Below are 25,056 nucleotides of genomic sequence, written 5' to 3'. Positions count from 1 at the left end.
TTATATATCAATATTTAAAATTTATATTGCATGCTATTTATATATTCATGAATTTCAAAATTTATAATATCATTATTATATTTCTAAAAATATTTATAATGTAATTGTATATTTACAAAATTATAATGTAATAATATATCAAATATATATATCTATAAAAATATATTTTAAAATATACATTAAAACATAGTCTATACACCATATTCAATCAACACATTTTATAAAATTATCAAGGTAATCATGTTAATAAAATAAATGAATAATACTTTAATTACATTAAAATAATGTAAAATAAAATGTTAAATTATTATATTAATAAATATTTTAAACAAAAATATCTTTTGAATAATTTTTGAAATTACTTGATATTTTAATATATCTAGCATATTAGAAAACATTATAAATGATTCTCGTGTATATTCTTGTTTAGGATCTTTTTGAGCATAGCTTCTTAAATGTATTCCTTGCCTTAAATAATCTACAGCTAATAAATGTTCTTTCCATAAATTATCTAAATGAAACAACATAATATTTTTTTCAATATTACGTACATTGATAAAACCATGTTTTTTCTCTTGAACATAATAATTTTCTTTTATTATTTTATAAATATTATCAAAAATAATCTTATTAGAAAATTTTTCTTTTTTGTGATTTAAATTATTTATAGAACATATAATATTAAAATCAGTTTTTAAAATATTTATCATATCTAAAATATTCCACTTTTTAATAGATACACCATCAGGACAATATACATTTATTATATTTAATATAACATCTTGTAAAATATTTTTAATTAAATGACTAATATTATCTGTACTAATAATCTCATATCTTTTTTTATAAATAACTTTTCTTTGTTCATTTAAAATATTATCATACTCTAACAATTGTTTACGAATTTCAAAATTTTGACTTTCTACCCTCTTCTGAGCATGAGAAATAGCCTTAGTAATCCATTGATGTTCTAAAGAATATCCTACTTTTAATCCAAGTTTTCTTATAATATGTTTAATTTGATCAGGTATAAAAATACGCATTAACGAATCATCCATAGATAAATAAAAACGAGAAGAACCAGGGTCTCCTTGTCGGCCTGATCGTCCTCTTAATTGATTATCAATACGACGAGATTCGTGTCGTTCTGTACCAATAATATGTAATCCTCCCGACAAAACAACTAAATCATGTTCATTTTTCCAAATTGCTTTCTTTTTTGTATATTCTATATCAGAATTACATTCTGATCGTAATTTCATACTCCCACCTAATACAATATCAGTACCACGTCCAGCCATATTAGTTGCAATAGTAACAGTAGATAACTTTCCAGCTTGTGATATAATTTCAGCTTCTCGAGCATAACGTTTAGCATTTAAAACATTATGACTAATACCTAAAACACTTAACCGTCTTGAAATAATTTCCGATTTTTCAACTGAAACTGTTCCTACTAAAACAGGTTGTTTTTTCATTATACATCTCTGAATATCTTGAATAATAGCATTATTTTTTTCTTGTTCAGTAACATACATGATATCAGGTAAATCTTTTCGAATCATAGGACAATTTGTAGGTATAATTATTGTATCTAAATTATAAATAGAACTAAACTCAAATACTTCAGTAGCTGCTGTTCCTGTCATACCAGAAATTTTTTTATATAACTTAAAATAATTTTGAAAAGTAATTGATGCTAATATTTGATTTTCATTTAATATTTCTAAATTTTCTTTTGCTTCTATTGCTTGGTGCAATCCATCAGACCAACGACGACCTATCATTAAACGTCCAGTATGCTCATCTACTATAATAGCTTTTTTATTTTTTACAATATAATCAATATTTTTTTTAAAAATAACATGCGCACGTAACGCAGAAACAACATATTGCATAAGAATAATATTATGAGAAGAATATAATGATTCATTTTTATTCATTAAATTACTATCAATTAAAAATTTTTCCACTACTATTAAACCACATTCTGTCAAAGAAACTTGTTTAGATTTTTCATCAACTATAAAATGTCCTATTCCTAAATGATCATCGAAACCATATACTTTTTGAGGAGTTAAATAAGATACAATATTATTAATAATTTTATATATTTTAGAATTATCTATAGATGGACCAGAAATAACCAAAGGAGTTCGAGCTTCATCAATTAATATAGAATCAATTTCATCAATAAGTACATAATTTAATTTGTTTTGTACACGATCTGATTTTGAAAAAACCATATTATCACGTAAATAATCAAAACAAAATTCACTATTTGTACCATAAATTATATCAGATGTATATACCTTTTTTTTTAGTAAAATTGATAAATGAGATAAATTAACACCTACTTTTAAACCAAGAAATTCAAATAATATTTTATTTTTTTTAGCATCACGTTCTGCTAAATATTCATTCATAGTTACAACATGTACACTATCTCCGATTAATGCATTTAAATATATAGATAAAGTAGAAGTTAAAGTTTTTCCTTCTCCAGTGCGCATTTCAGCAATACATTGATTATGTAAAACAATTCCACCAAGTATTTGAACATCAAAATGACGCATATTTAATACTCTTTTACTTGCTTCTCTAACTACAGCAAAAGCTTCAGGTAATAAATCATTTAATGTTTTACCATTTTTCAAAGAATGTTTAAAAAATCTAGTCTTTTCTTTTAATTCTTGGTTAGATAATTTAACCAACTGTTTTTCTAAATTATTTATATTATTTACAATACTTTGTATTTCATGTAAGACCCTATCATTTCGACTACCAAAAATTGATTTAAGCAATCTAATAAACATAAAATATTCTCATATAATGAATGAAAAATAGTTCTATTTCAAAAAAAATAAAAAATTAATATTAATACTACAATATCGATTTTTTCAATACATCTACTTATATATAAACTAATAAAATCATTACTGTTTTAAAAATATTTCACTGGAATATGAAAAAAATATGGATAATTTACTGTAAATAAATATAATCCCGAAGCACTAGAAGTAGGAGCACAAAACTTACGATTTTTTTTTTCTAAAATCTCTTGCATCCATTCTATTTTTTTTTTCATAATTCCAATTTCAATTAAACACCCTACAATATTTCTTACCATGTGTTGTAAAAAAGAGTTAGCAATTATATCAATATATATAAACATTCTATATTTAAAAATATTAATATAAGTTACTTTTCTTAAAGGTGTTTTAGATTGACATTTTTTAGATCTAAAAGATGTAAAATCATGTTCTCCAATAATAAAACGACTAGCCTGATACATTAGTTGTATATTTAAATCATGATGAATATGATTAGACTTATTTCGAAAAAGAGAAGATCGATATTTATCATTATAGATAACATATCGATAACTTCGTGATATTGCACTATATCTTGCATGAAAGTAATTATTAACTTGTTTTATCCACTGTATAGATATATCACTTGGTAAATAAGTATTTATTCCTAAAATCCAAGATATATTTTTTCTTATTGAAATAGTATTAAAATGTGCTACTTGTCCAATACTATGTACTCCCGCATCAGTTCTACCAGAACATACCACATGAACTTTATGATTAGCAACTAAAGATATTGCTGTTTCTAATTCTTGCTGAATACTAAGTATACCTTTTTTTTGATATTGCCAACCATGATAACCACTACCATCATATTCTAATCCAATTGCAAATTTTATAATTTTTATATTTTTATTCACAAAAATTCCACAAAAAAATTATATTTTATTTTAAATAATATATTGAACATGTAATAAATTAACAATTAAATAATAATACTACATTGAATATCTAAAAAAATTATAAACAATTTTAAAAATTTTCTAATTTTTATAAACATTTCATAATTATAAATTATAATTCATATTCTTATAAAAATACATTTTATAACATCATGTTATTAAACTTATTAACATTATTATACATTTTATAATATTCAAAAATACTTTAAAAACTTTAAAACAGGAAACAATATGCATACTTTAAAAAAATACACACAATCATCTTTAAGTATATTAACTATAGCAGGTGTTAATCCATATAAAAAACAAAATAATGAAAAATATATGAATAAAAATCAAATAATACATTTTAAGAAAATTCTGAAAGCATGGAAAAAACAATTAAATCAAAAAAGTAAAAATATTTTATTATATCAACAAAATGAATTTAACAATTTTCCTGATCCTATTGATCGTGCTGTACAAGAAGAAGAATTCAGTTTAGCATTAAAAAATAAAGATAGAGAAAATAGAATAATTAAAAAAATTGAAAAAACATTAAGAAAAATTCAAACTGGAGAATTTGGATATTGTACAGCATGTGATGTTGAAATTGGTATTAAAAGATTAGAAGCAAGACCAACAGCAAGTCTTTGTATTGATTGTAAAACTTTATCAGAAATTAAAAATAAACAAAGAATAAAACCAATATTTTAATACAACATATCATATATTCTACAGTTACTGAGAGTAAGAAAACTATCTTATTCTTAGTGAATCACATATTTTAAAATATACATTATTTTAAATGTATAAACAATTAATAAACGAAAAATTTTACCATTATTATAAATAAATTAATATATAAATATACAAAACATTAAATAAATAAAATAATTTATTTTAATATATAATGATATAAATTATAAAATTTTATCATTTATACATATTATAAGAATTCACATTTATACAATATATATCTAATATTATACAGATTTACCTATTATTAAACAAAAATATAACATAAATGAGAGATATAATAAAATCATTTAAGTTTTGCTCTAAATCAAGGAAATATCAATTATATGAAAACATTAAAATTTGGTGGAACATCTTTATCAAATTCAAAAAAGTTTTTAGATGTATCCGATATTATTGAAAAAAAAATAAAATCTGAAAATATTTCAATTGTACTATCAGCACCATCACGAGTTACTAACCATTTAGAAAATATTATTAAATCTTCAACTATTAATCAACAAACAAAATATTTATTTGTAGAATTAAAAAATATTTTTTATGAATTAATACAAGGAATCAAAAAATACCAACCGAATTTTAATGATAAAAAAGTAATAATTAAAATAGATCATGAAATAAATAATCTTAAAAATCTTACAAAAGGAATAAAAATATTACATCAATGCCCAGATAATATATATTCAATAATTATATCTAGAGGCGAAATTATATCTGTATATATTATGAAATATATACTAATTTCAAGAAATTATAAAGTAACTATTATAAATCCTATTAAAAATATATTAGCTTCTGGAAGTTATTTACATGCCACAGTCAATATTCCAGAATCAAAAAAACGTATTCAAACCCTTAAAATACCTAATGATCACATTATATTAATGCCTGGATTTATTGCTGGAAATATAAATCAAGAATTAGTCATTCTAGGAAGAAATGGATCTGATTACTCCGCTGCAATATTAGCAGTATGTTTAAATTCAAATATATGTGAAATTTGGACTGATGTCGATGGAATATATACGTGCGATCCAAGAATCGTAAAAAATCCAAAATTATTAAAATATATTTCCTACCAAGAAGCAATAACATTATCATATTTTGGTGCAAAAGTATTACATCCAAAAACTATATTACCTTTATATAAATTTAATATACAATGTATAATTAAAAATACATCTAATCCAAATTTTGATGGAACTAAAATCACCAATAATCTAACAAAAAATAATCATAAAATATTACCGATCACTGGAATTACATATCTTGATAATATAGTTATGATTCAAATTAAAATACTTAAATTAATTCATACTAATCAAATAATTAGAAAAATACTTTTTATATTTTCACAAAATAAAACTACTAATATATTAACCATACAATCCCCTACAGAAAATCAAGTAACTTTTTATTTATTTAATAAAGAATACAATAAAATTAAATCTATCATAGAACATGAATTTCAATTAGAACTAAAAAATAAAATATTAAAGCCTATTAATATTATTAAAAATTTAAAAATTATATCCATTATTGGATATGATATACAAAAAAATAAACAATTAAAAACAAAAATTTTTTATGCTTTAGAACATACTGATATTAATGTTATTTGTATAACTAATAGATTATCTCAACATACTATTTCAATTATTACAGACAATAAACATATTAATAATAATATCCAAATAATACATCAAATTCTATTACATAATAAAAAATATATTGAATTATTTTTAATAGGAATTGGAGGAGTAGGGACAGCTTTACTCAAACAACTAATAAATCAAAAAAAATATTTAAAGAAAAAAAATATAAAATTAAAAATTTGTGGTATTTCTAATTCCAAACATATGTTAATTAACACTCATAAAATTGATTTAAATAATTGGAAAATATCTTTATTAAAACAAGGTCGTAATTTCTGTATACAAGAAATTATTAAAACAGCAAAAAATTATCATTTATTCAACCCAGTTATTGTAGATTGTACATCTAGCCAAGAAATATCTGATCTTTATTCTACAATACTTTCTAATAAAATTCATATTGTAACACCAAATAAAAAAGCTAATACAGGAACTTGGGAAGAATATCAAAATATTCGTAACATAGCAATTAAAACGAATAAAAAATTTCTATATGAAACGAATGTAAGCGCTGGATTACCAATTATAGAAACATTAAAAAATTTATTTGCATCAGGAGATAAGTTAATTAGTTTTAAAGGAATCCTTTCAGGTTCTTTATCATTTATTTTTGGTAAACTAGAAGAAGGAATGTCTATATCTGAAGCCACTACAATAGCAAAAAAATTAGGATTTACAGAACCTAATCCAAAAGATGACTTATCTGGAATAGACGTAGCTAGAAAATTACTTATTCTAGCTAGAGAAGCAGGATATAAATTAGAATTAAATGATATACAAATTGAACCAATATTACCAGAAAAATTTTTAAATATTCAAGATACATATACTTTTTTATCTAAATTGCCAGAATTAGATTCATTATTTTTTAAACGAATTCAAAAAACTAGTAACACAGGAAAAGTATTAAGATTTATTGGAATAATCAAAGAAGGAGGTATATGTGAAGTAAAATTATCTGAAATAGATATTACAGACCCATTATATCACGTAAAAAATGGTGAAAATGCATTAACAATTTACAGTAAATATTATAATCCGATTCCACTGGTATTAAGAGGTTATGGTGCAGGTAATCAAGTAACAGCTTCTGGAATTTTTTCTGATTTATTACGAACATTATCATAATAGTTAGGAATGTAAAATATGATAAAAATTTATTCACCTGCCTCTATTGGTAATTTAAATGTTGGTTTTGATGTTTTAGGAGCTGCAATTGCACCAATAAATGGAAAATTATTAGGAGATTGTATAACTATACAATCCAGTAAAATATTTAAATTAATTATAACAGGAAATTTTTCATTTCAACTACCAGAAAAAATGAAACATAATATTGTATGGAAATGCTGGAACCATTTTTGCAAAATCCTAAAAAAAAATATATTAGTTTTAATAATATTAGAAAAAAATATGCCTATTGGTTCAGGGTTGGGATCTAGTGCATGTTCTATTGTATCTACTTTAGTTGCTATAAATAAATTTTGTAATAAACCCTTAAATCAACAAGAATTATTAAATTTAATGGGTACCATAGAAGGTGAAATATCAGGTGAACCACATTATGATAATGTTGCACCATGTTATCATGGAGGATTACAATTAGTTATACAAGAAAATAATTTAATTAGTCAATCCATTCCATTTTTTAAAAATTGGTTATGGATTGTTGCTTGGCCGGGTATAAACATATCAACATCAGAAGCAAGATCAATTTTACCTAATCAATATAATAAAAAAACTTGTATCACACATAGTCGTTTGTTAGCTAGTTTCATACATGCATCATATACTCAACAATATTATTTAGCATTAAAATTAATGCAAGATATTATTGCAGAACCTTATCGAAAACAATTAATCCCTAAATTTATAACAATTAAACAAACTATGTTAAAATTAGGAGCTATGAGTTTTGGTATATCTGGATCTGGACCTACTATTTTTATGATCTGTGATGATAAAAAAATAGCTAGTAAAATATATTTGTGGTTATCAAATAATTATTTAAAAAATAAAACTGGATTTGTTCATATTTGTAAACTAGACACTCAAGGCACTCGAACAATAGGATTATAAATTTTATGAAATTATATAATTTAAAAAATCACGACGAACAAGTAAATTTCTTACAAGCAGTACAAATGGGTTTAGGTCAAAAGCAAGGACTATTTTTCCCTATGAATTTACCTGTTATTGAAAAAAATAAGTTAGAAACAATATTAGAAATGGATTTTTTAACAAGAAGTATAAAAATTTTATCCATGTTTATTGGAGATGAAATTGAATTAAAATATTTAAAACAATATATCAATAATGCATTTTCATTCTCAGGCCCTAATATCGTTCCAGTATCAAAAAATATATCTTGTTGTGAATTATTTCATGGACCAACATTAGCATTTAAAGATTTTGGTGCTAGATTTATGGCTCAAATATTATCACATTTAAATAATATTAATAATCAAGTTACAATATTAACTGCAACTTCTGGCGATACTGGAGCAGCGGTAGCGCATGCATTTTATAAAGTTAAAAATGTTAGAGTCATTATATTATATCCAAATGGAAAAATAAGTAAACTTCAAGAAAGTTTATTTTGTACTTTAGGTAAAAATATAACAACTATAGCTATTAATGGCAGTTTTGATGCATGTCAAAAACTAGTTAAACAAGCATTTAATGATAATGAACTCCGAACCACAACAGGATTAAACTCAGCTAATTCAATTAATATCAGTAGATTACTTGCTCAAATATGTTACTATTTTGAAGCATATGCTCTTATATCTCAAAAAAATAGAAAACGATTAGTTGTTTCTGTACCTTGTGGAAATTTTGGTAATTTAACAGCTGGTTTATTAGCTAAATCTATGGGATTACCGATTCAATCATTCATTGCAGCAACAAATGCTAATGACACTGTTCCCCGATTTTTAAGTACCGGACAGTGGAAACCTTATAATTGTATTTCTACTATTTCGAATGCCATGGATATTAGCCGACCTAACAATTGGCCTAGAGTACAAGAATTATTCTATAGAAAACAATGGCAATTAAAAGAACTAAACTTTGGAAGTGTATCAGATCAAATTACAAAAGAAACATTATGTGAATTAAAAAATATTGGATACATTTCTGAACCACATGCAGCGATTGCATATAGATTATTAAAAGATAAATTAAAAGATGAAGAATTTGGATTATTTTTAGGAACAGCTCATCCAGCAAAATTTAAAAATGTTGTTGATAATGTATTAAATGAAAATATTAAATTACCTTTCGCGCTAAAAATACCTTCTAATCTACCTTTATTATCGTATTATATGCAACCAGATTTTAATAAATTAAGAAAATTTTTATTATTAAAAAAATAATCATATTACTTTATTAGAGAAGAATAAATATAATATTTCTTCTCTACAAATATTATACATTAAATAAAAAATGTATGATATCTCCATCTTTTATAATATATTTTTTACCTTCAAATCTCATTTTTCCAACTTCTCGAACTTTACTTTCCTTTTTATATTTAATAAAATCTTCATAAGAAATTATTTGTGCTCGAATGAATCCCTTTTGAAAATCAGTATGAATTTTTTTAGATGCTTCAAGACTAGTAGTATTTTCTTTAATAGTCCAAGCACGAACTTCTTGTTTACCAACAGTAAAAAAAGTTTTTAATTTTAATAAACGATACCCTATTTCTATAATTAGGTTTAACTGAGATTCATTATTTTTATTTAATATACAAATCGGAACAATAGGAATATTTTCTTTTAAAGCAAATTGTAATATTTTTTTTAAATGAACATTTTGATTCTTATCTTCAGAAACATTTGCAATATACATTATAGGTTTTAATGTAATAAAATTTATATCATGAATTAATTCTAAATCTTTATCATCAAGATGTAATGTAGTTAATAATTTAGTATTTTTTAAACAATTTAAACACTTTTCTAAAACACTAATTTTTTTATTATAATTTATCGATTTTTTACCTTTTTTATTTCTTATATTTGATAATATTTTATTACAACTCTCAAAATCAGATAAAATTAGCTCTATATTAATAATTTCAATATCACCAATAGGATTTATTTTATTATTAATATGAACAATATTATCATCCATAAAACAACGAACAACATGTAATATAGCATCTGTTTGTTTAATATCATATAAAAATTGATTTCCTAAACCAGCGCCTTTAGAAGCTCCTTGAACTAATCCTGCTACATCAACAAATTCTATAAATGTATTTACAGTACGATCTGGAGAGATAATTTTTTCAAGTGTTTTTATGCGATAATCATATACAGGAGCAAGACCTATATTGGGTTTAATAGTACAAAACATAAAATTTTTAGCTGGTATATGAGATTTAGTTAAAGCATTAAATAAAGTTGATTTTCCAACATTAGGTAAACCTATAATACCACATTTAAATCCCATTATTTTTAATACCTCAAATATAATAAAATCAATAAAATATATTAATGTACAGAATACAATTGTGATGTTATAAATAATTTTTTTTGTTCTATGATTGTATTAGTTTCTTGTATAACATTATGTATAACCTTCAAAATCATACTCTTTTCATATTTAGTTGGTTTAGATAATACAAAAGATGTTATTTCATGAATATATTCTGGACGACCAATACCGATTCGGATTCTACAAAATTTATTTTTATTTCCAAATTGACTAATAATATTGCGTAATCCATTATGACCATTATGACCATATCCATATTTTAATTTTATTGTACCTACCGGTAAATCTAATTCATCATGTACTACTAATATTTCTTGAATATTAATACGATAAAAATTAGATACAGCATATACAGAAATTCCAGAAACATTCATAAATGTATTGGGTACAAGTAACCAAATATATGAATTTTTCAATTTATATTGTGCTATATCTCCAAAAAATTTTTGTTCTCTCTTCATATTAATATTATTATACTTACATAATAAGTGTATATACCATGCACCAATATTATGTCGTGTATTATGGTATTTAAATGTTGGATTTGATAATCCTACAATCATTTTAATATGTGACATAACATGTCCTAATTTAAAAAATATATCAATAATAATATTATTATGCATCATATATAGTACTAATAAATACAATAATTTTTAAATTATTCAAAACAAAAAATTATAATATTTTAATATATCTAAACATATAAATACTATATTATTTTTATATTATATTTTTAAAATATATAAAATTTTTCATCATTCACTAAAAAAATAAATAATATCATCATTTAAAAATCTTTGATATATAAAAATATATAATTATTACTTTTATTATAAAAGATACTAAATTTTATACATAACAATATTGAAATCAAAATAAATAATTAATAGAAATAAAAATTTTAGAAATTTAAAAATATTTATAGCATTTTATCTTGTAATAAATATAAATCTCTTGTATTAAAACCTTATACATATAATATACATCATTTAATTAGATTAAGATACTACTGTAATCTTAATCTAATCAATATAAAATATCATTTATTTGGTATTTTATTAACATTATTTAATATTTTTTTTAATTCTCCACTATGTAACATATCTAATATAATATCACAACCACCAATTAATTTACCTTGAACCCATAATTGAGGGAAAGTAGGCCAATTTGCATATTTCGGTAACTCTATACGAATATTTTCATTTTCTAAAATATTGACATATGCAAAGCGTATTCCACATTCTGATAATGCACGTACTGCTTGAGCAGAAAATCCACAACTCGGTGCATCAGGAGATCCTTTCATATATAATAAAATGGAATTATATTTAATTTGTTTTTTTATTATTTCAATTGTATTCATAATTTAATCCTATAAAATTATATTATTATATGTCTATATAATAATATATAAATATTACAAAAAAAATTTTTATTGACATCTAATATTATTATATTAACATTAAATATATATCATAAAATTATTTAATTAAATATTTTTATTATAGGGGCTGATTCTGGATTCGACAAAATTTTTGAAAACTTTTAGTGCATGCCGAGGAACGGTTGCCTCGATAAAAACCGAAATTAATAAATGCAAAAAAACAAAACTACGCTTTAGCAGCTTAATAAACTAATAAAGCCCTTTTTTATTCTTAACACTCTTAAATAGAATAATATATAAAGGTCAAAAAAAAGAGAATCTTATATTAATTAATCTCATAATTAATATGATAGTAATACGAGATGCGTGTTTAATACGGTTTTCGTCTTAAAACTTAAAACACTAAGTATAAAAAAAAGACTAAGCATGTAGTACTAAAGTTGTAGATATTTTGGACGCGGGTTCAAATCCCGCCAGCTCCAAAAAACATTTAATAATCTCATTATCAATAAAAATAAAATAATTAATTAATATATTTTATCTATTATGATGTAATCAACATCAAAAAAAGTATATAAATTCATGTTATGTTGAACATAAAAAATTCAAATAGTAATATAAAAATTATACAATTGATAAAATTATATCCATTATTAAAAATATTAATTTCATACCTTTATTCAAAAATAAAATAATTGAATCATAATAATAAATATTATTTTTATTCCATACCAAGAAATTTTTACAATAAAATAATACCTTATTACTATTATTTACCATAAAAAATTATAAAATATGTAACATATAAATATTAAATATCAATTTTTATATAATATTCATATTGATTATCACAAAATTAAAACATCTTATAAAATAATAAAATTAATATAATTAAATATTATAGTTCTTAATTAATAAAAAATCTAAATTTATAAAGTAGATGATTTATTAAATAAAAAATAATTTTATCTATAAATACATAAAATTATACTTTTAATACATTTAAAAAATATATTTTATACTATATTTTATTAGTAATATTTCAAATCAAATAATATATTTAAAAACTATATCTCACAATTTAAACTCAATACTAATAAAAAGTAGTAAGATAATATTGTTAAAAATATTACATATTATTATCAATACTTAAAAATATTAATAAACTATTTTTCTATTCATCATGATATTGAAATGTTAAATATTTAAAATATCAAAAATATCATGTTATAATAACATCATATTTTTATTTTAAAATCATGTAATACCTTATCTATTTAAAACATATAAAAATATAAAATTATTTCTATTTACTAACATGTTTGTGAGTATATAAAATATAAAATAATAAAAATATTCTTATTCACTTGAACAAAATATTAAAATCTCTATAATAAAATAATAAAAATAAAAAACAAAAACAAAAAATAAAATTATGAAAATAAGTAAATTCAATGAATCTCAAAAAATCAATAAATCAGACCAATCTAAAAATATTGATACATTAAATGAATCTCAAACCATAGATGAACACAGCAAATTTCAAACCATAGATGAACACGGCGAATCTCAAACCATAGATGAACATGGCGAATCTCAAACCATAGATGAACATGGTGAATCTCAAACCATAGATGAACACGATGAACCTCAAACCATAGATGAACACGATGAATATCAAATAATCAATCAGTTAAATGAAAAACTAGATAATATTAAAAAAAATACAAGAGATATCCAATTACGTACACAAGCCAATATTGAAAATGTAATAAAACAAACAGAACAAAAAAAATATCAAATTACACAAGATAATTTAAAATACTTTTTAGAAACATTATCCTTAAATATAAATAATTTAAATATTATAATCAATAATACTAAAAATGGAATATTAGAAAATCATACAATTATACAAGGATTAAAACTAATTATAAAATCATTATCAAATACTTTTCAAAAATTTAAAAAAAATTAATGTACATTACGTATATTATATTAAAATTACCAAATAATTGGATCATATTCTTGATCTAATAAAATTTTATTAATTTTAGAAAAATGACGACACCCAAAAAATCCTAAATGTGCTGAGAAAGGTGATGGATGTGATGCAGTTAAAATATAATGTCGATTAATATCTATAATATTAATTTTTTTTTGAGCATCTTTACCCCATAATACAAAAATAACCCCTTTTAAATATTTATTAATATAAAAAATAATATTATCCGTAAAATCTTGCCATCCTAAATTTAAATGAGATCTAGGTTTACCTTCTTCAACAGTTAAAATAGTATTTAATAACAACACTCCTTGTTTAGCCCAATGTGATAAACAACCATTAAAACAATAAGATTTACAAAGAGACAAATCACACATTAATTCTTTATAAATATTTTTTAAAGAACCAGGTATATTACAACCAGGACGTACAGAAAAAGATAATCCATGAGCTTGATTTTTATGATAATATGGATCCTGACCAATTATTACTACTTTTATATTATTAAAAGGCGTTAAATAAAAAGCATTAAATACATCATTTTTATCAGGATATACTACTTTTGTTATACGTTCTTTAGTAACTTTTAATAAAATGTTTGATAATATTTGTTTTTGATATGTAAATATTTTTTTCCAATTTATCACTAAATTTTCCATATTTTACTTTATAAAATTTATAATTATATACATTATAATATCTTAATATTAATCAAATTAATTGATTATATAGATTATATAATATAATACAAACTAGTAATTATTAAAATTTATACAAATCAAAAACTAAATTTCAAGAATATATAATAGTATTTTAAATAATTATTATATAAATCATTTCTATTTTTACTAATTATTATAATAAAAATTAAAAATATACAAAAGGGAAAATCATGACTTTAGTAACACAACATGCACCTAATTTTATTGCTCCTGCTATTTTAAAGGATGGTACTATCATCAATGAATTTAATTTAGAACAAGAAACAAAAAATAAGTTAGTAGTATTATTCTTTTGGCCTATGGATTTTACTTTTGTTTGTCCAACAGAAATTATTTCTTTTAACAAGTTATATAATGAATTTGAAAAACGTGAAACAAAAATAATTGGTATTTCACGTGATTCAGTATTTGTACATAATGCATGGAAAAATACACCTATAAAACAAGGTGGTATTGGTAAAATCCAATATACTATGATATCAGATATTACAGGAAAAATACAAAATTCTTATAATATTGCTCATCCAACCATAGGTATTGCATTAAGAGCATCTTTTTTAATTGATAAAAATAGAATTATTAGACATCAAGTAGTAAATGATTTACCTTTTGGTAGAAACATACAAGATATGATACGAATGATAGATGCAGTTACTTTCCATGAAAAACATGGTGATGTTTGTCCTGCAAATTGGGAGTCAGGTAAAGAAAGCATGACACCTTCTAATGCAGGATTAATGAAATATTTTCAGAATTATCAATCAGTATAATATTAATAAATAAACCAGCATAAAACTATTTTATTGCTGGTTTCAAAATATTTCATAAGTATTATTTAAATTTTTTTAAATAAAACTTTCGTCATCAATCATATCATCCATATCAGAATCTTGATACTCAACATATTCTAAATTACTATCATCAGGATTTATATGATTTGATAATTCTGAATCTATTAAATGATCTCTATCAGTTTCTGAAGAAACCATATTAGAATCTAAATATGATGTATTTAATAAATTATTTTCTATATTTTTTTCAGATTGATCATGATTAAATAAATTAGTTAACATATTACCAGCTACCATACCACCTGCAACACCTACAGCAGTTTGAACAGCATTTCCTAAAAAACTGGATACTCCACCAAGCATGCTATTTTTAGTTGTACTATAATCCTTATTATCTGAAGAATAATATTTTCCCTTATTATCATTTCTATAATTAGAATTTATGTCATCTTTTTTAGTATTAAAAATATTATTACCTAATTTACTAGATAAAAATTCAGTATTTTTATTATTTCTATCATTTTGTGCGTTTTGCAATAACTTCACTTGATTATTTAATTTATGTATTATAGATTCTTGCACTAAAATAGTTTGAACCATATAATAAATCGAATTAACCTGTTTAGATGATAAATTATGAATAATTCTTTCTGCTTCCTGATCACGATTTGGTGTTTTATTTTCTGTATGCTTTAATCTAGAAAATAAATTTTCTATCATTGTCTTTTCTGTATCTTTCATATTAATCCTATATATTTAAATAATAATATTCATTATATATAATGTTATATACTACAACATATAAATATTTATACTTAATTAAAACAATATTATAAAATTAACAAATAAATAATATTTTTTTGTTCACCTAAAAATTCTATTGTGATACAATTTAATATTCAATACAAAAATAAATTACTTTAAAGAGAAATCATTGTATGAAGGACCTTGCTAGAGAAATCAAACAGGTCGATATTGAAACAGAATTAAAATCTTCCTATTTAGATTATGCTATGTCAGTTATTGTGGGTCGAGCTTTACCTGATGTTCGAGATGGATTAAAACCAGTACATCGTAGAATACTATTTGCTATGAAAATATTAAATAATGATTGGAATAAACCATACAAAAAATCGGCACGAGTTGTAGGTGATGTAATAGGAAAATATCATCCCCACGGAGATACAGCAGTATATGAAGCAATAGTAAGAATGGCTCAATCATTTTCTTTGAGATATACCTTAATAGAAGGACAAGGTAATTTTGGATCAGTTGACGGTGATGCTGCAGCTGCTATGAGATATACAGAAATTAGAATGTCAAAAATAGCGCATGAATTATTATATGATCTAGAAAAAAATACTGTTAAATTTTCTTATAATTATGATGAAACAGAAAAAATACCAGATATCCTTCCAACAAGAATACCAAATTTATTAATTAATGGATCTTCTGGAATAGCAGTAGGTATGGCTACAAATATTCCTCCACATAATTTAAATGAAGTAATTAATGCATGTTTAGCATATATTAATAATAAAAAAATTTCATTGAAAGAATTAATGCAATATATACCTGGACCTGATTTTCCAACATCTGGTATAATTAATGGGAAACAAGGTATTGAAAATGCATATCGCACAGGAAAGGGTAAAATTTATATTCGATCTAGACATAAAATAGAAGTACATCCTAAAAGTCGACGAGAATCAATTATAATTTATGAAATTCCATATCAAGTAAACAAATCAAAATTAATTGAAAAAATTGCAGAATTAGTAAAAAATAAAAAAATCGAAGGAATACACGCTCTACGAGATGAATCTGATCAAGATGGTATGCGAATTGTTATAGAAACTAAAAAAAATACAATTATAGAAATATTATTAAATCAACTATATATATTAACACCTATGCAGATTTCTTTTGGTATTAACATGGTAGCATTATATCATGGACAACCAAAAACCATGTCTTTAAAAAATATTTTAAAATGTTTTTTATCACATCGTAAAAATGTCATTACCCGTCGAAGTATATTTGAACTCAATAAAACACGTAAAAAAGCACATATGCTACAAGGGTTAACTGTCGCATTAACAAATATTGATAAAATTATTCAATTAATTAAAACATCTAATAAAACAAAATATGCAACAACTATGTTACTAAATCAAGAATGGGAAATTACTGAAAAAATATCTAACATTATTAATTTAAAAAATATGCAATTGTTGAATATACACAAAAAAAATCACAATTTTGAAAATAAAAAATATCAATTTACAAAACAACAAGTACAATCTATTCTTGAACTAAAATTAAATAAATTAACTAATTTAGAATATAAAAAAATACTACAAGAATACAATACATTAATAAAAAAAATAAAATCATTATTATATATTTTAAATAATAATAACAATATGATTCAAGTCATTAAAACAGAATTAGAAACTATCCAAAATAATTTTGGAGATATAAGAAAAACTGAAATTCAAAATAATGATCTTGATTTTAATATTGAAGATATTATTACAAAAGAAGATGTAGTAGTTACATTATCTCATTCAGGATATGTAAAATATCAACCATTATCAGATTATGAAGCACAACATAGAGGAGGAAAAGGAAGATCAGCAGCTAAAACTAAAGAAGAAGATTGTATTGAAACTTTACTAATTACAAATACGCATGATACTATTTTATGTTTTTCTAATAAAGGAATATTATATAGAATTAAAGTATATCAACTTCCAGAAGCTAGTAGACATGCACGAGGCACACCTATTATTAATTTAATACCATTAAATAAAAAAGAAAGAATTACTGCAATACTAAATTTTAATACATTTGAAAATAATACAAATGTTTTTATGTCTACTTCACAAGGTATAGTAAAAAAAACTTCTTTAAGTGTATTTAAAAAACCACGTTCTACCGGAATAATTGCAATTAATTTACGAAATAATGATGAATTAATTGGAGCTTCATTAACTACTGGTAAAAATAATATTATGTTATTCAGCCAAAAAGGGAAAGTAGTACACTTTCCAGAAAAAGAAGTTCGAAAAATGGGAAGAACTGCATCTGGAGTAAGAGGTATAAAAATTGATAAAGATGATAAAGTTGTATCTTTATTAGTACCTCAAAAAAATGGAGAAATTTTAACTGTAACAGAACATGGATATGGTAAACGAACAAAAATTATACAATTTCCAATTAAATCAAGGGCTACTAAAGGAATAAGATCTATTAAAATAACAAAAAAAAATAGTATTATGATTAGCGCTATAGAAGTCAATGAAAATGACCAAATTATTATCATTACTGACGCAGGCACTTTAGTACGAACAAGAGTATCTGAAATAAGAACATTAGGAAGAAATACACAAGGTGTTATTTTAATTAGAACTTCTAAACAAGAAAAAGTTGTAGCATTACAAAAAATTTCTCAAAACAATAAATATATTCAATAAATATTAATTAATATTGTATACATTTAAAATATTATAAAAAATATAAATAGAATATAATTTTTTTATATAACATTAAATTTTCGGTTATTTAACATGAATCAACCTTTATTAGTAACAAAAAGAAATGGTAAGAAAGAAAATATTAATTTTAAAAAAATTAATAAAATATTAACATTAGCATCAAAAAAATTAAAAAATATTTCTATATCTCAAATCGAATCAAATTCTAAAATACAATTTTACAATAACATAAAAACTGTAAAAATTCATGAAATTATAATTAAATGTTCTGCAGATTTAATATCTAAAAAAACACCTAATTATCAATATTTAGCAGCACGATTATCTATTTTTTATCTCCGAAAAGAAGCATATGGACAATTTCAACCTCCTACATTATATCAACATATAAAAAATATGGTCAAACTTAAAAAATATGATGCACACCTTCTTCATAGTTATTCTAAACAAGAATATGACCATATGGATTCTTTTATAAATCATAATCGAGATATGAATTTTTCATATGCAGCAGTAAAACAATTAGAAGGAAAATATCTCATTAAAAATAGAATTACTGGAAAAATCTACGAAAGCGCACAATTTCTATATATTCTTATTGCAGCATGTTTATTTTCAAAATACCCTAAATCTAATAGAATGAAATATGTAAAAAATTTTTATAATGCTATATCTACTTTTAAAATTTCGTTACCTACACCAATTATGTCTGGCGTTCGTACCCCAACGCGTCAATTTAGTTCTTGTGTTTTAATTGAATGTGCAGATAGTTTAAATTCAATCAATGCTACTTCAAGTGCTATTATAAAATACATATCACAAAGAGCTGGAATTGGAATAAATGTTGGGCAAATAAGAGCTATTGGTAGTGCTATTCGCAATGGAGAAAATTTTCATACAGGATGTATACCATTTTTCAAACATTTTCAAACAGCAGTAAAATCCTGTTCACAAGGAGGAATCAGAGGAGGATCAGCAACTTTATTTTATCCAATATGGCATCTAGAAGTAGAAAGTTTAATTGTTTTAAAAAATAATAGAGGAATAGAAGAAAATAGAGTACGACATGTTGACTACGGTATACAAATAAATGAATTAATGTATTCAAGAATGTTATCTCAGGAGTATATTACATTATTTAGTCCATCAGATGTTCCAAAATTATATAAGTATTTTTTTTCTAATCAAAAAAAATTTAAAAAATTATATATAAAATATGAAAATGATAAAAATATAAGAAAAAAAAAAGTTAAAGCTATAGATTTATTTACATTAATTATGCAAGAAAGAACATCAACAGGAAGAATCTATATACAAAATGTTGATCATTGTAATTCACATAGTGCGTTTAATCCTAACATTGCTCCCATCAAACAATCTAATTTATGTTTAGAAATTACCTTACCTACATCTCCAATTCACGATATTTATGATCAAAAAGCTGAAATAGCTTTATGTACATTATCTGCATTTAATTTAGGTGCTATTAAACATTTAGAAGAATTAAAAGAATTATCTGACTTAATAGTAAGAGCTTTAGATGCAGTAATTGATTATCAAAAATATCCTATTTTTGCAGCTGAAAAAGGTGCAAAAAAAAGACGATCATTAGGTATTGGAGTAATTAATTTTGCATATTATTTAGCAAAAAATAATGTTCGATATTCCGATGGAAGTGCAAATAATCTAACACATAAAACTTTTGAATACATTCAATATTATTTATTACTTGCATCCTGCAATTTAGCAAAAGAAAAAGGACCTTGTGATTGGTTTAATCAAACAAATTATTATCAAGGTATATTACCTATTGATACTTATAAAAAACATATTGACTCTATATGTCATGAGCCATTACATTTAGATTGGAAAAAAATAAAAAACAAAATTAAAAAATATGGATTAAGAAATTCTACTCTATCAGCAATTATGCCATCAGAAACATCTTCACAAATTTCTAATGCTACAAATGGTATTGAACCACCTAGAAGCTGTATCACAATAAAAGCCTCAAAAGATGGTATGTTAAAACAAGTAATTCCAGAATATGAGAAATTAAAATCAAAATATGAATTTTTATGGGATATACCTAATAATATTGGATACTTAAGATTAGTAGGTATTATGCAAAAATTTATTGATCAATCAATATCTACAAATACTAATTATGACCCTAAAAAATTCCCAAATAATAAAATACCTATGAAAATTCTCTTACAAGATTTATTGATTTCTTATCAATTAGGATTAAAAACATTATATTATCAAAATACTCGAGATAGTTTTAAAGACCATAATAAATATCAAAATTTCAATGATAATGATGATTTTCACTGTTCAGGCGGTTCCTGTATACTTTAAACATAGGTATAAACATGTCATATACAACTTTTTCTAAAAAAAAAAACAATCAATTAAAAGAACCCATGTTTTTTGGACAATCTGTCAATATAGCTAGATATGATCAACAAAAATATAAAATTTTTGAACAATTAATAGAAAAACAATTATCATTTTTTTGGCGACCAGAAGAAATAGATTTATCTAAAGATCGTATTGATTTTCAACAATTAAAAGAACATGAAAAACATATTTTTATTAGTAACTTACAATATCAAACATTATTAGATTCTATTCAAGGTCGTAGTCCAAATATAGCTTTTTTACCTATTATTTCTATTCCTGAATTAGAAACATGGATAGAAACATGGTCTTTTTCTGAAACTATTCATTCAAGATCATATACACACATTATTCGAAATATTGTAAATAATCCTTCAGTAATATTTGATAATATAATTTCTAACAGCAATATCTGTAATCGAGCCAAGGATATATCCCAATATTATGATACTTTAATAACTATGACAGGATATTGGCATTTATTTGGATCAGGAAATTATAAAATAAAAGATAATAAAAATATTAAAATAAATCTTAAATCACTTAAAAAAGCATTATATTTATGTCTAATTAATATTAATGTTCTTGAAGCAATTCGGTTTTATGTTAGTTTTGCTTGTTCTTTTGCATTTGCAGAATCTGAATTAATGGAAGGTAATGCAAAAATCATTAGATTAATTGCAAGAGATGAAGCCTTACATCTTACAGGTACTCAACACATTATAAATATCTTAAAAAATCACGAAAATGATAAAGATATGATTCAAATTATTAATAATTCTAAAGAAGAATCAATGAATTTGTTTATACAAGCTGCACAACAAGAAAAACAATGGGCTGAATATTTATTTAAAGATGGATCTATATTAGGGTTAAATAAAAATATTCTATGGAAATATATAGAGTACATTACTAATATGAGAATGCAAGCTATTAATTTACCCATTGTTTTCAAGAAACAAAAAAACCCTATTCCATGGATTAATAATTGGTTAATGTCAGATAATGTACAAATAGCTCCTCAAGAAGTAGAAAACAGTTCATACTTAATAGGACAAATAGATGCTGAAATAAAAAAAGATGAATTTAAACATTTTAAATTATAATAAAAAACATTATATTATTACAATATATAATAAAAAATATAAAATTAATAAAAAATATAAAAAACATTCATTATTAGAAATATTAAAATTAAATCACATTAATATAATTTATCAATGTCAAAAAGGATACTGTGGAACATGTCGAGTAAAATTAATCAAAGGAAAAATTAAATATTTTAATAATAATTTTATTGCTTTTCTAAACCCAGGAGAAATTTTATCTTGCTATTGTACAATAAGTAGTGATATTGAAATTTCTATATAAATAAAATATTTTATAGATTTAAATAATTACTATCTTCATAGAATATTCTTTTGATTAGATTGAATTGCAGTTACTGCAATTGTGTAAACAATATCATTAATAGATGCGCCTCGAGATAAATCATTTATCGGTCTTGTTAAACCTTGTAAAATAGGACCTATTGAATTAATTTTCGAAGATTGTTGAACAGCTTTATATGTAATATTACCAGAATTTAAATCAGGAAAAATTAATACTGTAGCACTACCTAATAAAGGAGATACTGGAGATTTAATATATGCAATTGATTTATTTATTGATGCATCATATTGAATCGGACCATCAACAATTAAATCAGGTCTTTTCTTTCTAATTAATAAAGTAGCTTTTCTTACTTTTTCGACTGTTACTCCTTGACTTGACAAACCAGTCGAATAAGAAAGCATGGCAATTCTAGGTTCTATACCAAAATGTTTAGATAAATCTGCGGCTTGAATAGCTATTTCAGATAACTGTTGAGCATTTGGGTTTATATTAATTGCACAATCTCCATATACTAATACATAATCTTTTAATAACATAAAGAAAACTGAAGAAACTAAAGAAATATTTTCTTTTTTATTAGTTCCAATAATCTGAAACGCAGACCGTAATACATCAAAACTAGTATACTTTACTCCACATACTACTCCATCTACTTCACCAGAATGTAACATTAAAGACCCTAAAACTATATTACTATGATAAATACTTGATTTTGCTAAATCCTGAGTTATACCCTTTTTATAACGTAATTGCATGAATCTAGTAATATAATGAGAATATATATATATAGGATCAATAATATTAATATTTTTTGATAAAATAATATTATTTGATAATGCAATTTGATGTATTTCATAAATATTTCCTAATAATATACATCTAGCAATCCTTAATTTATGAACTATAGACGCAGCTTGAATAATACGAATTTCACTTCCTTCAGGTAACAAAATACATTTATTAATTTTTCTAGCATGTATTTTTAAATGGTGTATAAATGAAGTAGATGATATATAATTAGCATTTTGAGTATTTAATTTCTTAGATAAAATATACTTTTTATTAAAAAAATTAGCAATATAATTATTTGATTGTTTTATTTGACTATAATTATATTCTAAAATACTTAAATTAAATCCTGTAATAATATATCTAATAACATTAATATTTAATAAAGTATAAAAAATAGAAATTTTTAATTTTTTAATCTTTCTCAAACAACTGCATTGAAATTGATTAATATTTATTACATTAGTTAATAATACAGCATAAAAATTTAAATAATCTAATTTTTTATTTATAATATGTATAAATTTTTTTAAAAAAATATCATATGGAATAATAATAATTGAACGAGAATAATCTATTTTATAATCAAAAACTAAATCATTATATAATATAAATAATTTCACTAAATTAACATTAAAATTTATTTTTACAATTTTATGAACTTGAAAAGATTGAAACATTTTAATAATTGGAAAAAATACTAAATCTTTATTCCATAAAATATTACCTATAATTGGTATATGATTAGTATTTTCAAATTCATTTTTATATATCTTATTTTTTTTAATATTTTTTATATATATTTCTTGATAATTTAAAAAAATATTATTAATTATAATTCCTAAGATATTGCTTTTAATTTTTAAATTTTTTATTTTATTTAAAAAAAAATCTATATTATAAGATTTATCATTAGATAATATAAAAATTATATCAGAATTTATATGATATGCTAAATCTAAATTTAAATGATGAATACTATTATATTCTGAATTATTACTTTTTATACCTTCAATTAATAAAATATCATAATATTTTTTATAATTTAAATATAAAGATATACTTTTTTTTAATAAATATTTTTTTTTTAATTTTTCTAAAATAAAAAATTTCTGATTTATATTGCTTGAGTTAATAAAAGGAGTTGAAAAATACTTATTTAAAATAAAACTAGTATCATCAAGATTGATAGGAGAAACACGTGATTCGTAAAATGGTTTAAAAAATACAATATCTAATTTTAATTTTTCAAAAAAATCAATTAAACCTAAACTAATAGTGGTTAAACCAATATTTTTTGAAACCGGAATTAACATTATAGTACGTTTCACAAAAACCTATATTGTAAATGAATGAATACATTTTTTTAATATATCACTTTAGTAAA

General features: G+C 22.6%; 17 protein-coding genes, 1 other RNA gene and 1 pseudogene. 11 read left to right on the top strand and 8 right to left on the bottom strand.

Annotated elements, in window-relative coordinates:
- Positions 1 to 353: 353 nt before the first annotated feature.
- Positions 354 to 2,816, bottom strand: a pseudogene (secA, locus tag AB4W56_RS00715) (preprotein translocase subunit SecA); the annotation flags it as partial.
- 128 nt (positions 2,817 to 2,944) lie between these two features.
- Entirely contained in the window at positions 2,945 to 3,733 is a 789-nt protein-coding gene (gene truA / locus AB4W56_RS00710) for a tRNA pseudouridine(38-40) synthase TruA (protein ID WP_367675931.1), read from the bottom strand.
- Between the two features lie 273 nt (positions 3,734 to 4,006).
- Between truA and dksA the strand changes: the two genes are divergently transcribed.
- The 4 genes from dksA (at position 4,007) to thrC (ending at position 9,545) form a co-directional block, all read left to right on the top strand.
- Positions 4,007 to 4,471 carry an RNA polymerase-binding protein DksA gene (dksA, locus tag AB4W56_RS00705; RefSeq protein ID WP_367675930.1) on the top strand — a complete coding sequence of 155 codons (465 nt, stop codon included), beginning with the start codon at positions 4,007 to 4,009 and terminating at the stop codon, positions 4,469 to 4,471.
- A 368-nt stretch (positions 4,472 to 4,839) separates the two neighbouring features.
- Positions 4,840 to 7,296, top strand: a complete 2,457-nt coding sequence (gene thrA, locus AB4W56_RS00700; RefSeq protein ID WP_367675929.1) for a bifunctional aspartate kinase/homoserine dehydrogenase I — start codon at positions 4,840 to 4,842, stop codon at positions 7,294 to 7,296.
- Between the two features lie 18 nt (positions 7,297 to 7,314).
- Positions 7,315 to 8,247, top strand: a complete 933-nt coding sequence (gene thrB / locus AB4W56_RS00695; protein ID WP_367675928.1) for a homoserine kinase — start codon at positions 7,315 to 7,317, stop codon at positions 8,245 to 8,247.
- Positions 8,248 to 8,252: 5 nt separating this feature from the next.
- On the top strand, positions 8,253 to 9,545 hold the full coding sequence (thrC, locus tag AB4W56_RS00690; protein WP_367675927.1) for a threonine synthase: 1,293 nt from the start codon (positions 8,253 to 8,255) through the stop codon (positions 9,543 to 9,545).
- A 52-nt stretch (positions 9,546 to 9,597) separates the two neighbouring features.
- Here thrC and ychF read toward each other — a convergent pair whose 3' ends face one another.
- The 3 genes from ychF to grxD all read right to left on the bottom strand — a co-directional run bounded on the left by ychF (position 9,598) and on the right by grxD (position 12,043).
- Positions 9,598 to 10,629 (bottom strand): redox-regulated ATPase YchF, encoded by a 1,032-nt coding sequence (gene ychF / locus AB4W56_RS00685; RefSeq protein WP_367675926.1) that lies wholly within the window; start codon positions 10,627 to 10,629, stop codon positions 9,598 to 9,600.
- 41 nt (positions 10,630 to 10,670) lie between these two features.
- A complete protein-coding gene (gene pth, locus AB4W56_RS00680; protein WP_367675972.1) occupies positions 10,671 to 11,237 on the bottom strand; it encodes an aminoacyl-tRNA hydrolase in 567 nt (188 codons plus the stop codon).
- A 479-nt stretch (positions 11,238 to 11,716) separates the two neighbouring features.
- Positions 11,717 to 12,043, bottom strand: coding sequence for a Grx4 family monothiol glutaredoxin (grxD, locus tag AB4W56_RS00675; RefSeq protein WP_367675925.1), 327 nt, complete (start codon positions 12,041 to 12,043; stop codon positions 11,717 to 11,719).
- A gap of 144 nt (positions 12,044 to 12,187) precedes the next feature.
- Here grxD and ssrA point away from each other — a divergent pair.
- Together ssrA and grpE are read left to right on the top strand one after the other, a co-directional pair.
- Positions 12,188 to 12,547: a transfer-messenger RNA gene (gene ssrA, locus AB4W56_RS00670) on the top strand.
- Between the two features lie 952 nt (positions 12,548 to 13,499).
- Positions 13,500 to 14,042 carry a nucleotide exchange factor GrpE gene (gene grpE, locus AB4W56_RS00665; RefSeq protein WP_367675924.1) on the top strand — a complete coding sequence of 181 codons (543 nt, stop codon included), beginning with the start codon at positions 13,500 to 13,502 and terminating at the stop codon, positions 14,040 to 14,042.
- Positions 14,043 to 14,068: 26 nt separating this feature from the next.
- On the opposite strand, the gene ung is transcribed toward grpE, so the two are convergent.
- Positions 14,069 to 14,728 (bottom strand): uracil-DNA glycosylase, encoded by a 660-nt coding sequence (gene ung / locus AB4W56_RS00660; protein ID WP_367675923.1) that lies wholly within the window; start codon positions 14,726 to 14,728, stop codon positions 14,069 to 14,071.
- Positions 14,729 to 14,961: 233 nt separating this feature from the next.
- On the opposite strand from ung, the gene AB4W56_RS00655 reads away from it, so the two are divergent.
- Positions 14,962 to 15,561: a redoxin domain-containing protein gene (locus AB4W56_RS00655; RefSeq protein ID WP_367675922.1), complete on the top strand. Its 600-nt coding sequence runs from the start codon at positions 14,962 to 14,964 to the stop codon at positions 15,559 to 15,561.
- Between the two features lie 75 nt (positions 15,562 to 15,636).
- Here AB4W56_RS00655 and AB4W56_RS00650 read toward each other — a convergent pair whose 3' ends face one another.
- Positions 15,637 to 16,323 carry a DUF2076 domain-containing protein gene (locus AB4W56_RS00650; RefSeq protein WP_367675921.1) on the bottom strand — a complete coding sequence of 229 codons (687 nt, stop codon included), beginning with the start codon at positions 16,321 to 16,323 and terminating at the stop codon, positions 15,637 to 15,639.
- 197 nt (positions 16,324 to 16,520) lie between these two features.
- Between AB4W56_RS00650 and gyrA the strand changes: the two genes are divergently transcribed.
- The 4 genes from gyrA (at position 16,521) to yfaE (ending at position 22,856) form a co-directional block, all read left to right on the top strand.
- Positions 16,521 to 19,061 carry a DNA gyrase subunit A gene (gene gyrA / locus AB4W56_RS00645; RefSeq protein ID WP_367675920.1) on the top strand — a complete coding sequence of 847 codons (2,541 nt, stop codon included), beginning with the start codon at positions 16,521 to 16,523 and terminating at the stop codon, positions 19,059 to 19,061.
- A 93-nt stretch (positions 19,062 to 19,154) separates the two neighbouring features.
- Positions 19,155 to 21,443 carry a class 1a ribonucleoside-diphosphate reductase subunit alpha gene (gene nrdA / locus AB4W56_RS00640; RefSeq protein ID WP_367675919.1) on the top strand — a complete coding sequence of 763 codons (2,289 nt, stop codon included), beginning with the start codon at positions 19,155 to 19,157 and terminating at the stop codon, positions 21,441 to 21,443.
- Positions 21,444 to 21,457: 14 nt separating this feature from the next.
- Complete coding sequence (gene nrdB / locus AB4W56_RS00635) at positions 21,458 to 22,591, top strand: class Ia ribonucleoside-diphosphate reductase subunit beta (RefSeq protein ID WP_367675918.1); 1,134 nt, start codon at positions 21,458 to 21,460, stop codon at positions 22,589 to 22,591.
- Positions 22,566 to 22,856 (top strand): class I ribonucleotide reductase maintenance protein YfaE, encoded by a 291-nt coding sequence (gene yfaE / locus AB4W56_RS00630; protein WP_367675917.1) that lies wholly within the window; start codon positions 22,566 to 22,568, stop codon positions 22,854 to 22,856. Before nrdB ends, yfaE begins: the two co-directional genes overlap by 26 nt.
- Positions 22,857 to 22,891: 35 nt before the next feature.
- Here yfaE and pta read toward each other — a convergent pair whose 3' ends face one another.
- Positions 22,892 to 25,000, bottom strand: a complete 2,109-nt coding sequence (gene pta / locus AB4W56_RS00625; RefSeq protein WP_367675916.1) for a phosphate acetyltransferase — start codon at positions 24,998 to 25,000, stop codon at positions 22,892 to 22,894.
- Positions 25,001 to 25,056 lie beyond the last annotated feature (56 nt).

The organism is Buchnera aphidicola (Phyllaphis fagi) (genome assembly GCF_964058955.1).
Classification (GTDB): domain Bacteria; phylum Pseudomonadota; class Gammaproteobacteria; order Enterobacterales; family Enterobacteriaceae; genus Buchnera_L; species Buchnera_L aphidicola_AI.
The sequence above is the reverse complement of the archived record's forward strand: the minus strand, read 5'-3'. Positions and strand labels throughout refer to the sequence as shown.

Coding starts and splice junctions, on each gene's coding strand:
- AB4W56_RS00655 (WP_367675922.1), top strand. CDS start 14,962: ATGACTTTAGTAACACAACATGCACCTAATTTTATTGCTCCTGCTATT.
- ychF (WP_367675926.1), bottom strand. CDS start 10,629: ATGGGATTTAAATGTGGTATTATAGGTTTACCTAATGTTGGAAAATCA.
- pth (WP_367675972.1), bottom strand. CDS start 11,237: ATGATTGTAGGATTATCAAATCCAACATTTAAATACCATAATACACGA.
- grxD (WP_367675925.1), bottom strand. CDS start 12,043: ATGAATACAATTGAAATAATAAAAAAACAAATTAAATATAATTCCATT.
- dksA (WP_367675930.1), top strand. CDS start 4,007: ATGCATACTTTAAAAAAATACACACAATCATCTTTAAGTATATTAACT.
- thrB (WP_367675928.1), top strand. CDS start 7,315: ATGATAAAAATTTATTCACCTGCCTCTATTGGTAATTTAAATGTTGGT.
- gyrA (WP_367675920.1), top strand. CDS start 16,521: ATGAAGGACCTTGCTAGAGAAATCAAACAGGTCGATATTGAAACAGAA.
- thrC (WP_367675927.1), top strand. CDS start 8,253: ATGAAATTATATAATTTAAAAAATCACGACGAACAAGTAAATTTCTTA.
- AB4W56_RS00650 (WP_367675921.1), bottom strand. CDS start 16,323: ATGAAAGATACAGAAAAGACAATGATAGAAAATTTATTTTCTAGATTA.
- thrA (WP_367675929.1), top strand. CDS start 4,840: ATGAAAACATTAAAATTTGGTGGAACATCTTTATCAAATTCAAAAAAG.
- ung (WP_367675923.1), bottom strand. CDS start 14,728: ATGGAAAATTTAGTGATAAATTGGAAAAAAATATTTACATATCAAAAA.
- nrdB (WP_367675918.1), top strand. CDS start 21,458: ATGTCATATACAACTTTTTCTAAAAAAAAAAACAATCAATTAAAAGAA.
- grpE (WP_367675924.1), top strand. CDS start 13,500: ATGAAAATAAGTAAATTCAATGAATCTCAAAAAATCAATAAATCAGAC.
- nrdA (WP_367675919.1), top strand. CDS start 19,155: ATGAATCAACCTTTATTAGTAACAAAAAGAAATGGTAAGAAAGAAAAT.
- yfaE (WP_367675917.1), top strand. CDS start 22,566: ATGAATTTAAACATTTTAAATTATAATAAAAAACATTATATTATTACA.